The sequence below is a fragment of the Flavobacterium sp. ASV13 genome (genome assembly GCF_000745775.1).
Lineage (GTDB): Bacteria > Bacteroidota > Bacteroidia > Flavobacteriales > Flavobacteriaceae > Flavobacterium.
Window position 1 is genome coordinate 265,012 of record NZ_JQJY01000009.1, and the last position, 16,394, is coordinate 281,405.

At 33.9% G+C, this 16,394-nt stretch carries 9 protein-coding genes; 4 read left to right on the top strand and 5 right to left on the bottom strand.

Annotated elements, in window-relative coordinates:
- Positions 1–260 precede the first annotated feature (260 nt).
- From GQ47_RS19285 to GQ47_RS19295, 3 genes are all read left to right on the top strand, one after another.
- Positions 261–5,360: a translocation/assembly module TamB domain-containing protein gene (locus tag GQ47_RS19285; protein WP_035651899.1), complete on the top strand. Its 5,100-nt coding sequence runs from the start codon at positions 261–263 to the stop codon at positions 5,358–5,360.
- Positions 5,344–7,659: a translocation and assembly module lipoprotein TamL gene (locus GQ47_RS19290; RefSeq protein WP_035651902.1), complete on the top strand. Its 2,316-nt coding sequence runs from the start codon at positions 5,344–5,346 to the stop codon at positions 7,657–7,659. The genes GQ47_RS19285 and GQ47_RS19290 overlap by 17 nt, the downstream gene beginning before the upstream one ends.
- A 171-nt stretch (positions 7,660–7,830) precedes the next feature.
- A complete protein-coding gene (locus tag GQ47_RS19295) occupies positions 7,831–8,466 on the top strand; it encodes a DUF4230 domain-containing protein (RefSeq protein ID WP_035651903.1) in 636 nt (211 codons plus the stop codon).
- 132 nt (positions 8,467–8,598) lie between these two features.
- Here GQ47_RS19295 and GQ47_RS19300 read toward each other — a convergent pair whose 3' ends face one another.
- The 3 genes from GQ47_RS19300 to GQ47_RS19310 form a co-directional block, all read right to left on the bottom strand.
- On the bottom strand, positions 8,599–10,356 hold the full coding sequence (locus GQ47_RS19300) for an aromatic amino acid hydroxylase (protein ID WP_035651905.1): 1,758 nt from the start codon (positions 10,354–10,356) through the stop codon (positions 8,599–8,601).
- A gap of 137 nt (positions 10,357–10,493) precedes the next feature.
- Positions 10,494–10,937, bottom strand: a complete 444-nt coding sequence (locus tag GQ47_RS19305; protein ID WP_035651907.1) for a hypothetical protein — start codon at positions 10,935–10,937, stop codon at positions 10,494–10,496.
- Between the two features lie 103 nt (positions 10,938–11,040).
- Positions 11,041–11,451 carry a group III truncated hemoglobin gene (locus tag GQ47_RS19310; protein ID WP_035651909.1) on the bottom strand — a complete coding sequence of 137 codons (411 nt, stop codon included), beginning with the start codon at positions 11,449–11,451 and terminating at the stop codon, positions 11,041–11,043.
- A gap of 386 nt (positions 11,452–11,837) precedes the next feature.
- Between GQ47_RS19310 and GQ47_RS19315 the strand changes: the two genes are divergently transcribed.
- Positions 11,838–14,246, top strand: a complete 2,409-nt coding sequence (locus GQ47_RS19315; RefSeq protein ID WP_035651911.1) for an RICIN domain-containing protein — start codon at positions 11,838–11,840, stop codon at positions 14,244–14,246.
- A 79-nt stretch (positions 14,247–14,325) separates the two neighbouring features.
- On the opposite strand, the gene ilvA is transcribed toward GQ47_RS19315, so the two are convergent.
- Positions 14,326–15,570 (bottom strand): threonine ammonia-lyase IlvA, encoded by a 1,245-nt coding sequence (gene ilvA, locus GQ47_RS19320; protein ID WP_035651915.1) that lies wholly within the window; start codon positions 15,568–15,570, stop codon positions 14,326–14,328.
- Between the two features lie 258 nt (positions 15,571–15,828).
- Positions 15,829–16,374: a DUF4136 domain-containing protein gene (locus tag GQ47_RS19330; RefSeq protein ID WP_035651920.1), complete on the bottom strand. Its 546-nt coding sequence runs from the start codon at positions 16,372–16,374 to the stop codon at positions 15,829–15,831.
- Between the last annotated feature and the right edge of the window lie 20 nt (positions 16,375–16,394).

A 16,394-nucleotide genomic window follows, 5' to 3' on the forward strand; every position in this document is an offset into this window, starting at 1 on the left:
TTGCGCTTTTGCGTCTTTGCGAGATTATTTCTAAGCTATTTAAACAGGCTTTTTTTAGTCTCGCAAAGACGCAAAGGCGCAAAGTTTTATTCAGTCTTTGGCTAAAGTAAGAACTGAAAATTAACTATTTTACAGTGAAATTTTAGAATAATTGCAGATAATTGTGTAAATTGTTAAGGTTTAAAATCCACAATTTTGTAGACTGTATAATTACAGCCTTATAAAACTGCAACTTTAATCTAATCGTGTTTTGCTGACGTATGAATAAGAAATCAATTCATTTTCTAAAAAAAACACTTCGTGTACTGCTTTGGTGCATGACTTCAATAGTTGCACTTTTATTGCTTATAATTGTTTTGATTCAGGTTCCTTCAGTTCAGAATTTTGTTAAGGACAAAGCGGTTTCTTACCTTCATAAAAAGATTAAAACCAAAGTTTCTTTAGATCATATTTCGATTAAATTTCCAAAAGATGTAGTGTTGGAAGGTTTTTATTTTGAAGATCAAAAAAAGGATACACTTTTAGCTGGAAAGCGTTTAGAACTCGATGTTGATCTTTTTAAATTGGTTAGCAGTGAACTCGAAATCAATTCAGTTTCCTTAGAAAATACGACTGCTAATATTTCCCGAAATAAAGACGGCGTTTTCAACTTCGATTATATCATAAAAGCCTTCGAATCAAAAGAACCAAAAGTCGAAGATCCAAATGCAAAACCTTTTAAAATTTCGGTTGTAAAAGTCAATTTAGATAATATCAAATTCAATTTTAAAGATGATTTCTCTAAAAATGACATTCGCGTAAAGCTGACTCATTTTGATACTAAATTCAAGGAATTTGATTTGGATAGAATGAATTTCGATATTCCGAACATCGATCTTGACGGATTAAAATTGGTTTTAAATCAAGATGTTGTAGAGAAAATTGCCGAAGTTTCGGTAAAAACAGTCGATACGATTTCCAAGCGACCAGATTTCAAATTAAAACTCGGAAAAATCAGTTTGTCAAAAATTGATATTGCTTACGATAATAAAGATTCAAAATTAGATTCGGGAATAAAACTCGGAAATCTAAATTTGTCTTTCAATGAAATTGATTTAAATAAACAGCTTTTGGATTTTGATGCTTTCGAACTAAAAAATCTTAACGGAAATCTAAGATTAGGTGCAAAAGACAAACAAATTGACGCGCCAGATTTAGATACAACAGCGATAAAACAAGCTGGTTGGAAAGCAAAACTGAATAAAGTTGATATTGAAAATGTTGCATTCAAATTTGATGATATGCAGTCAAAACCTATTACAAAAGGTTTAGATTACAGTCATTTGGATTTGAATAAATTTAATTTTCAGGCTGAAAAATTCTATTATGCAAACGATACAATTTCTGGAAATATTAAATCGTTGGCAGTAAATGAAAAAAGCGGTTTAAATATTCAGGCTTTAAAAACCGACTTTTTCTACGGACCAAAAAAAGCGTATCTGAATAATTTATACTTAAAAACACCGCAAACGCTTCTTCAGGATAAAATTAAAGTAGAATATAAATCGCTCAAAGCACTTCAAAAAGATCTTGCAAATCTTTCGATTGAAGCCAATGTAAAGAATTCAAAAATTGGTTTCAAAGACATTTTACTGTTCGCTCCCGATTTACGAAATACTAATCCGTTCAAAAGTAATCCAAATGCTGTTTTGGCGATAAACACACGTTTGAGCGGAAAAGTAAAAGATTTAGATATTCCGTTATTCGAAATGAGCGGCATCGGAACGACAAAAGTTTCCCTTTCGGGGAAGATAAAAGGCCTACCTGATGCTCAAAAAGCGTATTATGATTTGAATATCAAAAAACTTTCGAGCACTTCAAAAGATATTTATGATTTTGTACCAAAAGGAACAATTCCGACGAATATTCAAATGCCGCAACAATTAAGTTTGATCGGAAAATTCAAAGGTTCTGTGCAGAATTTCAAAACAAATTTGGCTTTGAAAAGCAGTTTCGGGAATGCAAAAGTCGACGCCTTATTTGATCAGCGTGTTAAAAAAAGAGAGAAATACGATGCCACGGTTTATTTATTGGATTTCGATTTGGGAAGATTAATCAAAAATGATTCGATCGGAAAAATTACGCTTAAAGCGAAAGTCAAAGGCACTGGTTTAGACCCAAAAACAGCAAATGCAGCAGTTGACGGATTGGTTCAAAAAGCAGTTTTCAATAAATATACGTACAGAGATTTGGCATTAAAAGGAAATATCGAAAACGGATCATTCGCCGTAAGATCAGGAATGAAAGACCCAAATTTGAATTTTGATTTAGTCGCAAGTGGCAATACAAAAGAGAAATATCCGGCCATAAAATTAAACTTAAACTTAGATATAGCCGATTTAGAAAAACTGAATCTTCACGCCGGACCAATGAAACTTCGCGGAAATGTCGATGCTGATATTGCCAACAGCAATCCAGATTTTTTGAACGGAAAAGTATTTCTTTCAAACATTCAGATTTTGCAGGACAAAGAACCAATTGTTTTAGATTCCATCCGCGTTTTTGCTTTTGCTGATAAAGACAGCAATTCAATCAAAATTTCATCGCAATTTTTAAAAGCTGAAGTAACCGGAAAATACAAATTAACAACGCTCTCAAATTCGATTCAAAAATCATTATCAAAATATATTAATCTTCAAAATCCAAAAGTCAACGCCGAATCAGACGAGCAAAGATTAGCGTTTACTTTAAAAGTAGATAATGATCCTGTACTTTTAAAATTATTGCCAAAACTAACAGGATTAGAACCTTTTGAAATAAACGGAAAATACAACAGCCAAACAGATTCGTTGGAAGTAAAAGGAACGATTCCGAGAATTGTTTATGACGGAAGTACCATTTCGGACGGAAGGATAAATATTGAAACAAAAGATAACGCTTTAGAATATTTGGTTTCTGTGGCCACTATCGAAAGTGGTTCTTTCAAAATTCCGTTTACAAGTTTATCGGGTAAAGTAGAAAACAACGAACTGACTTATGCTTTGGCAGTAAAAGATGCCAAGGAGAAAGAGCAGTATTTTATTTCCGGAAATCTGAAACATGAAAATGCGAAAAACATCTTTAAAATTGATCCTGAAAGCTTTGTTTTAAATTATGAAAAATGGAATGTCGATCCGGAAAATGCAATCGAATTTGGAGATAAGCGACTTTATATCAATAAATTTTATTTGAATCATGAAGGTGACGAATTGAAGATTCAGTCTCAGGGAACACAAAATAATGCGCCATTGCAGGTTGATTTTGTAAACTTCAAAATCGGGACAATTATGAATATGATTTCCAAAGATCAAGCGCTGATTCAAGGTTTGGTAAACGGAAATGCTTTGGTTGAAAATATAATGACAAAACCCACTTTTACTTCTGATTTAAAAATAGATGATTTTGCTTTTAAAGGAGAAAAACTAGGAGATTTAGAAATAAAAGTTGACAATAAAACGACTGATACGCTTTATGCAAATGTGGTTTTGAGCGATGAAGGAAATGATGTAAAACTTACTGGCGAATATAAAATAGCGGAAGGCAATTTTGATTTGGATGTTGCCATCAACAAACTGAATATTAAAAGTATTCAAGGTTTCAGTATGGGAAATATCACTGAAGGCACAGGTTTTCTATCAGGAAATTTTAAGGTTAAAGGAAATACTTCGGCTCCAAAAGTTAACGGTGAATTGAACTTTAATGATTCTGGTTTTAGAGTTACGCAGTTGAATTCTTATTTTAAAACCGGAAAGGAAAAAATCACTTTCAACGAAGGAACGATTTCATTTGATAAGTTTTCTCTTTTAGATGAAAATGATAATGAATTGTTTGTCAACGGAACAATACAATCTGCTGATTTTGTAAAGTATAATTTTAATCTTTTGGTAGAGGCTAGTGATTTTAGAGCTATTAATTCTAAAGCGGCCGATAATGATTTGTTTTACGGCGATTTGTTTTTGGATACAAAACTAAACATTAAGGGAAGTTTAGAAAGTCCGGTTATTGACGGAACTATTAAAATAAATAAAGAAACCGAGTTTACGGTTGTCATGCCTCAATCAGATCCGTCAATTGCAGATCGGGAAGGAATTGTTGAGTTTGTCGATGAAGATAATATGTATCTGAAACAAACGGTTGACATGAAAAATAAATTGGATCAATCGGAATTGAAAGGAATGGATGTGAATGTCGCTATTTCGATTGACCCGGAAGCCGAATTGACTTTGCTGATTGATAAAGCAAACGGTGATTATTTAAAATTAAAAGGCGAAGCGGAATTAGTTGGAGGAATTGATCAGTCAGGAAAAACAACGCTGACTGGAAAATATGAGTTTACTGATGGTGCGTATGAAATGAATTTTAACGGAATCAAAAGAAAATTCGACATCCAAAAAGGAAGTTATATTACTTGGAACGGAGAGCCTACAGAAGCAAATGTAAATATTACGGCAATTTATAAAGTCAATGCGGCTCCAATAGATTTATTGGGAAATCAGTTATCAGGCAAGGAGCAGGCTGAAAAAAACACCTATAAACAAAAGCTTCCTTTTCAGACTTTATTGAAAATGAATGGCGAATTAATGAAACCTGAAATTTCGTTTGGAATTGAACTTCCAGACGGAAATTACGATGTTTCTGCAGATGTTGTGACATTGACTCAGTCAAAATTAAAACAGATAGAACAAGATCCGGCGGAATTAAATAAACAGGTTTTTGCTCTTTTATTATTAAATCGATTTGTAGGCGAAAATCCGTTTTCGAGTGAAAGTGGCGGTACAAATGCAGAATCTATGGCAAGACAAAGTGTGAGTAAAATTCTTTCGCAACAATTAAATAATCTTGCTGGAGAATTAATTACAGGTTTTGAAGTCAATTTTGATTTAGAATCAACCGAAGATTATACCACAGGAACCATGCAAAACAGAACCGATCTGAATGTTGAAGTTTCAAAAAGATTATTGGATGATCGCTTAAAAGTTACGGTTGGAAGCAGTTTTGGCGTAGAAGGCCAGGAACGTGCCAATGAAGAAAGCACCAATATAGCTGGAGACGTAGCACTCGATTATCAGCTTACAAAAGACGGCCGATATATGGTTCGTGCCTACAGAAAAAACCAATATCAGGTTGCTGTTGAAGGTCAGGTTGTAGAAACGGGAGTTGCTTTTGTTATTACGATGAGTTACGATAAATTCCGTGAACTTTTTCATCGTACAGAAAAGGAAAAAGAATTGATAAGAGAAGAAAAACTGCGAAAAGAAAAGCAAAAACAAAAAGAGAAAGAAAAGAAGAAATTAGAAGAAGATCAGGAAAATAAAATTAAGGGAAATGAACAAAAGACATAATCATATAAAAAATCATTTTACAAAGTATTTTGTATTGATGTCCCTGTTTTTTGTTTTAGGATGCAGTAATACAAAATACCTTCCGGAAGGCGATTTACTTTATACTGGCGGTTCAGTAGAGGTGAAGGATTCTATCATAAAAAAGAAAGATAGAAAGGCACTGGAAACGGAATTGGAAGGATTGCTTCGCCCGAAGCCAAATAAAACTTTCTTAGGTTTACGCCCGAAATTATGGTTTTATAATATTGCCGGAACACCGAAAAAACAAAAAGGATTCAGATACTGGCTGAAGAATAAAGTCGGCGAAGAACCCGTACTTTTCAGTAAAGTAGATTTAGAATACAATGCATCGGTTTTGCGAAATTTTACCGAAAACAGAGGCTATTTTAAAACCCGTGTAAGTGCCGATTCGACTGTTCGAAATAAAAGAGTAACAGCAGAATATATTGTTGTTCCTAAAAAACAATACATTATCAAGAGTGTTACTTTTCCTGATGATTCTCTCAAAATGTCAAAAATAATTGCCCGATCAAGCCGAAGAAGTTTATTGAAAGTTGGAAATCCGTATGATTTGGATGTTATAAAAGCAGAAAGAGAACGCATCGATGCTCGATTAAAAGAAAAAGGTTATTTCTATTTTAATCCGGATTATATTTTAGCAAAAGTAGATAGCAGTAAAGGCGATCACGAAGTAAAAATAAGATTGGTTATAAAAGACGAAACACCGGTTAAGGCTTTAACCGCTTACAAAATCAACAATATATTTGTATATCCAAATTATTCTTTCGGAAATGACACTGCAGTGTATCGAAAAAGAAACATAACACAATACAAAGATTTTACCATTATAGATACAACGGAAACTTTTAAACCAAGAGTTTATGACCGAACAATTTATTTTAAAAAAGGAGATTTATACAATAGAAAAGACCATAATTTAACGCTGAACCGTTTTGTAAATCTTGGAACTTTTAGTTTTGTAAAAAATGAATTTAAACCTTCTGATAGTATCGAAAATGCTTTAGATTCTTATTACTATTTGACACTTTTGCCTAAGAAATTTATTAGAGTTGAGGTTATCGGAAAAACGAATTCGGCAAGTTATACCGGTACAGAAGTCAATTTAAATTGGAATAACCGAAACTTTTTCAAAGGCGCAGAATTGTTTACCGCATCGGTTTTTGGCGGTGCCGATTTTCAGTTGGGCGGTGTCAATAAAGGAAAAAATATTTATAAGCTTGGAGGAGAAGTTAGTTTGACCTGGCCAAGATTTATTACGCCTTTTCATATAGAAGGAAACAGTGAATTTGTACCAAGAACCAAGGCCACTTTAAGATACGAATATCAAAAAAGAACGGAGTTATATGCATTGAATTCTTTTAACTCGACTTTTGGCTATTTATGGAAAGAAAATATCCGAAAAGAGCATCAGTTAAATGTTGTAGATGTGACCTATGTGAGTCCGAATCATGTTACGGAAGAGTATTTAGAAGATATTGAAGAAGATCCAGCATTAGGAAAAGTAATTGAAAAACAGTTGATTTTTGGTCCAACTTATAATTATACCTACACCAATACAATGCAGAAACGCCGAAAAAATACCATTTATTTCAATGGTGAATTAGATTTGGCGGGAAATCTTACTGGATTAGTTACGGGCGCAGACTATCCAAATAAAGTAAAAACAATATTTGATGTTCCGTTTAGTCAGTATGTAAAAGTCAGATCTGATTTTAGGCATTATTTAAAATTGGGAAAAGAAAGTGAATTGGCCAGCAGATTGATTGTTGGAGCCGGATTTGCTTACGGAAATTCAAATACACTTCCTGCGTCCAAACAATTTGTTGTGGGCGGTACCAATAGTATTCGTGCCTTCAGAGCAAGAACACTCGGACCTGGAAGTTATGTAATTCCACCGACCACAAATTCAAATTATACACCTGATCAGTCCGCTGATTTAAAACTGGAATTCAATACAGAATATCGGGCAAAATTGTTTAGCATTGTTAGAGGCGCTGTCTTTTTAGATGCCGGAAACATCTGGCTTTTGCATGCCGATCCTGACAAACCTGGTGCTGAAATCTCAAAAGATTTCATGAAAGAGATTGCTGTTGGCGCTGGTGTTGGTTTGCGTTTTGATTTATCGTTCTTTGTTTTGAGAACAGATTTGGCTATTCCGCTTAGAAATCCTGCGTTGCCAGACGGACAACGATGGGTAATTGATGATATAAATTTTGGAAGTAGTTCCTGGCGAAAAGATAATCTGATTTTGAATATTGCTATTGGATATCCGTTTTAGAGTTTTTTTTGCCACGAATTTCACGAATTTTCACGAATTCGATGCGTGTATTTATACATTATTTTGCAAAGCAAAATTTCAGAAAGAAGCAAAAAAATTAGTGGAAATTCGTGAAATTCGTGGCGAAAAAAACTAAAAAAAGAAGTAAATTGCTCTAAATATTTTATTAGAATGCAGAACTTAATCAAAAGAATTATAGGAGTTGGAGTTATTGTTTTATTTATTGTTCTGGGCTTCAAATATTGCCAGTTCAAAAAAGACGACGATTCCGATATTCAATACAACACCAATTTAATTCAGCAACAGATTCTTAATGTTGGAAAATTGGTTGTCACCGAAGGACATTTTTCAGAAGTTATCACGTATAAAAATCAGCAGAAATATTTCATGGACATGATTTCTTTTGAGAAGAAAGCCCTTGTTGTTGTAAACGCAAATGTGACAGTTGCTTACGATTTGCACAAAATGAAATATGATATTGATGAAAAAAATAAAACGATTACGATTTTAAACATCCCAAAAGAAGAAATTACCATCAATCCCGATATTCAGTTTTATGATGTAGAACAAAGCAAACTGAATCCGTTTACGGGCGATGACTACAATAAAATCAACAAATCGGTAAAAGCGAATCTGGCTAAAAAAATCGAAAAATCTTCATTAAAAACAAACGCCGAAAACCGCTTAATAAGTGAATTGTCTAAGATCTTAATTATGACAAATTCAATGGGCTGGAAACTACAATACAATGGAAAAACAATTGAATCTGAGACTGAGTTAAATCAGGATTTGAGTTCAAAGTTGTAAAAAAAGAATCTCGCAAAGACGCAGAGTCGCAAAGCAAACTTATTAAGTAAAAACTTTGCGACTCTGCGTCTTTGCGAGATTAAAAAAAATCTGTAGAATCTGCTTAAATCTGTAAAATCTGCGTGCAATAATTTAAGCGGTCTCTTTGTCAAAAATCAAATCCAATCCGCCAGCAATTAAATGCGCTACTTCAGGACGCTTCACTTTCAATTGATCCAAATGAACCAATACTTCCTGAAGCAGTTGTTTTTCATCAGAATCCTTTAAAAGTTCTGCGATTTCAACAGTTAACAGCCAATCGTTAGAATGATTGTTTTTGACTTTCTCAAAAACAGATTTTAATTCGGTTTTAGCATCTTTATTATTTCTAATGTTTCGAACTGTGGCGTATAAAATCTCTAATTCATCACGCTCATCAGTATGTTTCGCTTTAATTGTTTTAGTTGTTGGAACGATATTAATCAAGTCAAAACTATTCACATCGGCAGGACCGGAAAAAGCAGAAACCACTTTTTTACCAATTGCCATATCATAATTTCCCCAATCAGGCTGAAACAAAATTGTTTCGCCATGCGTTACGGTACAATTTCTAAAACTAATTAAAATAATTTCTCCGTGTAAGTTTCGTGAACCGGTGATAATTTCTCCTTCAACAATAATATTGCCTTCAAATTCCAGTTTTACTGTTTCATTTTCAACAATACTGTATGCCTGTAAATCTTTCGGACTCATGTCTTCAATCGCTAAATTGAAGCCTTTCAGTTTTCCAATCGGACTTCCAAATCCGTGTGGATGTGTTAAAGTTCCATGACCGACTAATTCTTTTTCGCGGTATGCCAAAGCTGTTTTTCCAGTGGTCTGAATATAAACCGGTTTTCCTTCTTCTTCAATTACATTTGTAAAAACTCCTGAAATTTGCAAACCAGTACTTAATTCAATTGTTCCTAAAGCGTTGGACTGAATCAATTTTTGAATTCCAGATAATCCTCCGGTACGCAAAGCCATTTTATTTGCAAATTCTTCCAAAATCAAACTCAAATAAGAGAAAGTTGGCGTTACATATAGTTGAGGTTGTAATTGTGTAATATCAAAATTTTGATTCGCTGCCGAGATATCGTAAGGGATTTTCTTTACATTATCTGTCATGCACCAAGCGCTTTCGCCAATTGAAGAAAGCAATCCGGCGCCGTATATTTTTGGATTTTCGACAGTTCCAATTAATCCGTATTCAACTGTCCACCAATGTAAATTTCGAATTTGCGCCATTTCAGACAATTCGCCCATATTGTTTTGTAAATCGGCAACTGCTTTCTCAGCTTCGTCAATTTTTTCTTGAGGTGTATCTTCGGCTTCTTTCAAAATCGAAAGCAAACGAATCGCTTCATACATCTGATAATCTTTATGAGAAGAAATCGCTTTGCATCCAATTTCGCCAAAACGTCTTAAATATTCAGCATATTCAGGATTCGCAATAATAGGAGCGTGGCCGGCACCTTCATGAATAATGTCTGGAGCTGGTGTATATTCAATATGTTCAAGCTGGCGAATATCTGAAGCAATAACCAAAACGTTATAAGCCTGGAATTCCATAAAAGCATTTGGCGGAATAAATCCGTCAACGGCAACTGCAGCCCAGCCAATTTCGGTAAGAATACGGTTCATTCCGTACATACTCGGAATAGAATCAATTTCGATTCCGGTTTTCTTTAATCCCTCTAAATAGGAATGATGTGCAACTTTTGAAAGATAATCTACATTTTTACGCATTACATATCGCCAAACTGCTTGATTGATAGGTGTGTAATCGCTATAATCTTGAGGTTTAATAAATTGCTTTAAATGTTTAGGCAACCGCTCTAATAATGGATTTGTTTCTATAGATGCATTCATTTCGAAAACGTTGTAGATTAGAATGTAAAATTACGAATTTAGACCGCTAATTTTTGCTATTCGTCACAAAATTTTTATTCGAAAGTATGTTTTATTGCGTTTTTATAGTTTTTTAGAGCTTAGTCAGAAAATTGGTTTTAACAGTCGTTATTCTCGTAATTGACTTTTTCCATTGTTTTTTCAAAGTCAGTCAACTCTTTTTTTGTCATCGAAACTTCTTTCAATTCAACTTTTAATTGTTTTTTAGTGTCAGGACTTATCCATAATCCTGAAAAAGTATTTTCGATTTTCTTCAAAATTAATACGCCGCTGAAACCATGTTCTACAAGAACAAATTCATTTTCAGCTTTTCTGTTTTGAGTAATGTTCAGCTGAATCCAGTTTTTGGATTTGTTGTAACGGTACATCGAAGTGTACATTAAATCAGCTGTGCACGGATTTTCTTCTGTTTTGATGTAAACTGTTATTGGCGTTTTTCCATCCACAGTTCCTTTGTATAGATTTGATGTTGGAGCCGTTTGAGCTTGAATTGTATTGAAAAAAGAGAAACAAATTATTAAAAAGAGCATTATTTTTTTCATTCGAAAAACTTTTAGTAGGTTTTTAATTTGGTTAAGATAGGGTTTGTGCTGAACCAAATTTATTTAAAAAATAATAACATCCTCTAAATTTTGAAATTTACTTTTAAGATTTCTTGACCGAATTTCTCAATTCATTTTCAGCGTTTCTGAAATATTCAATTTTATGATTGAACATAAAAGCCATGTTTGTGGCGCGCATTTTAGCTTCTTCCGTCAATGGACCTGCAAATTGTTCATCAATTGTAGTGTTGAAAATTTCGATCCAGCGGTCAAAATGAGTTTTATCGACTGGTAATTGTTTGTGAGGAGGAAACGGAGTCCCAGAATAGGCACGAACATCAAATAAAATAGTTTGCCAAAAACCGTACATTTTTTGCAAATGAGGTTCCCATCGATCTTGTAATTTGTCATTAAATATTGGACCAATGAGATCATCTTTTCTAACATTGTCATAAAAGCTGTTCACCATTTGTTTAATATCTTCTAAAGTCGAAATATCTTTAAGGGCATTCATTGTTTTTCTTTCTAAAATGAATTGCAAAAATACGATATAACTTCTTGCCTAATCCATGATATTTGTCATTTAACAGCTGGTTTTTAACCCTGAAAACAATCAAATTTAGGTTATAAAACACCTATTTTTGAAATATTGTAGATGTAGTAAAATAAAAAGTAAGATTTTTTGTGTTTTATTTTTAATTAATGATTTGATATTCAGTGTTTTGAATTTTAATTAGATAAGTTTTTGTTAAGGTAAATTTTACAAATGATGTGTATTTGTAAAGTTTCAATTATATCGATTTCGTTAAAATTGATATATTTTTGATGCGTTTTAATAAAAATAATCATAATAAAATGAGAAAAATTTAACTATCAACAAACCTCAAAAACCACAAAAAAATGCACAAAACTACTCAAAAACCTACAAATCGGGTAAAAGCTTTTATGACACAAGTCATTATAATGATGCTTTTATGTATTACAAAAACAAATGCTCAGACGGTTACGCCTTTTATAACATCAGGCGATCAGACAAAATTACTTCAACAGCAGGTAACTGTAAGTTTCGGAACAAACTCAGGAACTAATCCATCTACAGTTACAGTTAATGCAGGGACAACCTATCAAACAATGGACGGCTTTGGTTACACACTTACAGAAGGTAGTGCCGAAGTGATAAACGGAATGGCAGCAACACAACAAAACCAGCTATTGAATGATTTGTATAATCCAACTACAGGATTAAACGCAAGTGTGATTCGTATTAGTATTGCGGCTTCAGATTTGAGCAGTTCTTCTTATAGTTACAATGAGACTTCGGGAGATACTAATATGAATAACTTCAGTTTAAACGGTCCGGATTTGACTTATTTGATTCCGATTATCAAAAAGATTCAGCTGATCAATCCGAATATTAAAATATTGGCAACTCCTTGGACTGCACCACGATGGATGAAAACCAACGGTTCTTGGGTTGGCGGAAGTTTACAAACACAATATTATGCAGCTTATGCCAAATATTTTGTAAAATACATTCAAGCTATGCAGGCGCAGGGAATCTCGATTTGGGCAATTACACCGCAAAACGAACCTGAAAATCCAAACAATGAGCCAAGTATGCTGATGAATTCTACAGAGCAAAAGAATTTTATCAATCAACAACTTGGTCCACAATTGGCTGCTGCTGGATATGGCGGTGTTAAGATTATTGCTTTTGATCACAATTGTGACAATACAGCATATCCAATTGATGTTTTGAACAACAGTAGTTACGTAGACGGTGCAGCATTTCACTTGTATTTAGGAAATATCTCTGCAATGTCAACCGTAAAAACGCAAACAAATAAAAACGTTTATTTTACAGAACAATACACAGGTTCTGGAGGAAGTTTCGCTGGAGATTTTGGCTGGCACATGCAAAACGTTGTGATTGGTAGTACAAATAACTGGTCGAAAACAGTTTTGGAATGGAATGCTGCAAATAATTCAAGTATGGGGCCGCACACACCAGGTGGTTGTAACAGCTGTTTAGGAGCGATTACGGTAAATAATAGTACAAGCTATACTAAAAATGTTGCGTATTATATTATTGGCCAAATTTCTAAATATGTGAAACCGGGTGCAGTAAGAATTAATTCTTCTAGCACAAGCGGAAGTATTTTATCAGTTGGATTTAAAAACCCTGATGGATCAATTGCTTTGGTGCTTTATAATACTTCCGGATCATCAAATACTATAAAAGTAGTTTCAGGATCATCGGCATTTAATTATGCGGTTCCAGGATCATCGGCAGTTACTTTTACTTGGGGGACAGGAGGTACGGTTGCTGTAACGGGAGTTAGTGTAAATCCAACTTCTGCAACAATTACGGCGGGGCAAACACAGCAATTAACGGCGACAGTTTCGCCAAGTAATGCGACAAATACAGCTGTAAACTGGAGTTCAAGTAATACCGCAGTGGCAACTGTAAACTCAAGCGGATTAGTTACAGGAGTTGCGGCAGGAATTGCAATGATTACAGTTACAACGGTAGACGGAGCAAAAACGGCGACAAGTACAATTACAGTAAATGCGTCAAGTACTGGATTTCCGGGATATTATAATATCATTTCAAGAAACAGTAATAAAGGTCTAGATGTGGCTGATAATTCTACAACTAGTGGTGGAAGAATTCAACAGTACGATGTTACCAGCGGAGGAGGAAGCAATCAAAGATGGAAATTTGTTTCAGACGGAAGCGGTAATTATTACATTATTGTAAAATCAACAGGAATGTATTTGGCAGTTGAAAATAACGGAACGGCGAATGGACTAAAAGTACAGCAAAGAACTTTTGTTAATTCTAATGAATTTAAATGGACGGTTGCAAGTCTTAGTGGCGGATATTATAAAATTACCAATGTAAATACCGGAAAGTCTCTTGATGTCGAAAATGTTTCGACAGCAAATGGTGCTAATATCCAGGTTTGGGATTATACTGGCGGATTAAATCAGCAATGGCAATTTGTTCAGGTGGAATCTACTGCAAAAAAAGCTTTGGCGCCAACAGTTTCGGCAGAAGAAGAAAATCCAAATGATATGGTGATTTTTATTAATTCGTCAAATGATTATTTGAAAATTGACACCAATCATACAGGAAGCGCCGATGTTGAGATATTCTCACTTGAAGGGCAAAGCGTTTTAAAGAAAAATATGAATTTCGAAGGAAGACAAGCTGAAATTGAAATTTCAAGATTGCCAAAAGGCATTTATGTAGTGCGAGTAAATGACAACACAGGATCGTACTCTAAGAAAGTGTTGAAACAATAAATTACAAATCTAGAATTCAATTAGTAATTTTATATTTGATTTTAAAGGCTGTCTACGGTTAATAGACAGCCTTTAATTTTTATCCAATCAATTGCGTGAATAAATCCTGATTATCATTCAAATATTGAAATTCAAAACCATTTTGAGTCATTTTCAATTTAATTGGCATAATGTCGTTTTTGTTTTTTAATTCCAAACCAACAACTACCGAACCAACTTCGCGACTGTTTTTCTTTGCAAATTGAAAATAGGTGATATCATCGTCTGGACCTAAAATATTGTTTACGAATTCTTTCAATGCCCCAGGACGTTGCGGAAACTGAATCATAAAATAATGCATCAGACCTTCATATAGCAATGAGCGTTCTTTTATTTCTGCAGTTCTTTCAATGTCGTTATTGCTTCCGCTGACAATGCAAACTACATTTTTGCCTTTTATTTTGTCTTTATAAAAATCCAAAGCTGCAATTGTTAAAGCGCCTGCTGGTTCTACAACCATTGCTTCTTCATTATACAATCGCAAAATTGTGGTACAAACTTTTCCTTCGGGAACCAGAATAATATCTTCTAAATTATAACGACAGATTTCAAAAGTTTTATCGCCAACTTGCTTTACAGCGGCACCGTCAACAAATTTGTCGATTGTTTTTAAAGCTGTATTTTTATTTTCTTCTATTGAAGTTTTCATCGAAGGTGCGCCTTTTGGTTCAACGCCGATGATTTTTGTGTTCGGACTTAAATGTTTAAAAACTTCAGATAGGCCAGAAGCCAGTCCGCCACCGCCAATTGGAACAAAAACATAATCGATTGGTTCTTTATAACTTTCCAGAATTTCCAAGCCAACAGTTCCTTGTCCGGCAATTACTTTTTCATCATCAAAAGGATGAATAAATGTTTTGTGATTTTTGATGGCATCTGCAGTTGCCGAAGCGTAAGCATCATCAAAAGTATCGCCAGTCAAAACAATTTCTACAAACGATTTTCCAAACAATTGTACTTGTTTTACTTTTTGTTTCGGAGTGGTTTTCGGCATATAAATTTTACCGTTTATTTTAAGAAGATTACAAGAATAAGCAACGCCCTGAGCATGATTTCCTGCACTGGCACAAACAATTCCGTTTGATTTTTCTTTTTCGTTTAATGAAGAAATCTTATTGTAAGCACCTCTGATTTTATACGAACGAACAATTTGTAAATCTTCTCGTTTTAATAAAATCGTAGATTTGAACTCGTCTGAAAGATTCAAATTTTGCGTAAGCGGAGTTGCGGCAACTACATTTTCAAGTTGCTTTTTTGCATTAAGTACTTCGTTGAATAAACTCATAATGGTTGTTTTTTATTTTTTGCCACAGATTAAAAAGATTTCAATGATTTTAATCTGTGAAAATCCTTTAATCTGTGGCAAAACAATTTTATTTAAAAATAAAAAACCTCCCGTTTTGGGAGGTTTTTATAAAATATATTTTACTTATTTATATAACACCTCGCCATTACTGCTGAATTGCAATAATGCTGATAATAGCGATAATAATGTTATTAAAATTTGTCATTTTTTAGCTGATTGAAAAGCAAAAGTAATTAATTATTTTTTTACTGGCGGATACTGTGCTAAAATTTTGGTTACAAATTCAGTAATTCGGGCATCTTTTTTATCAATGTTTTTGTATAAAGTACCAATGCCTTGGCCTTGCCAGATCATTTCTTTCTTTTTAGCATCAATAAAATCAATGAACAAAGTTCCTTCGGTGTATCTGGAAACTGATGTTCCTCCGTACATATAAGGGCTGTATCCCCATCCCCAGCCGTAACCCCAGCCATAACCGTATCCAGCATAAAATTGATTTACATCAACTTGCTCTTTGGCTTTGGTAAAAATGTTTATTAGGATATCAGGATTTTCGCTTTTGGTAAAACCTTTAGCTTGCATTTGATCATCAATTGCATGAAGAATTCTTTTTTTGTCCAAATCAGATATTTCGACCTTATCAATTCCGGGCTTAAAATAAGCATAAGTTTTATAAGGCGTAAAATCTACGGTTTTATCGTAGTCAGAGTAAGCACTAACCGTGTCGCACGACGCAGCAAGTATCAAAAGCAAAAAAATCGGAATTAATTTGAATGTTTTCATGTTATTAGAAATTTAATGTT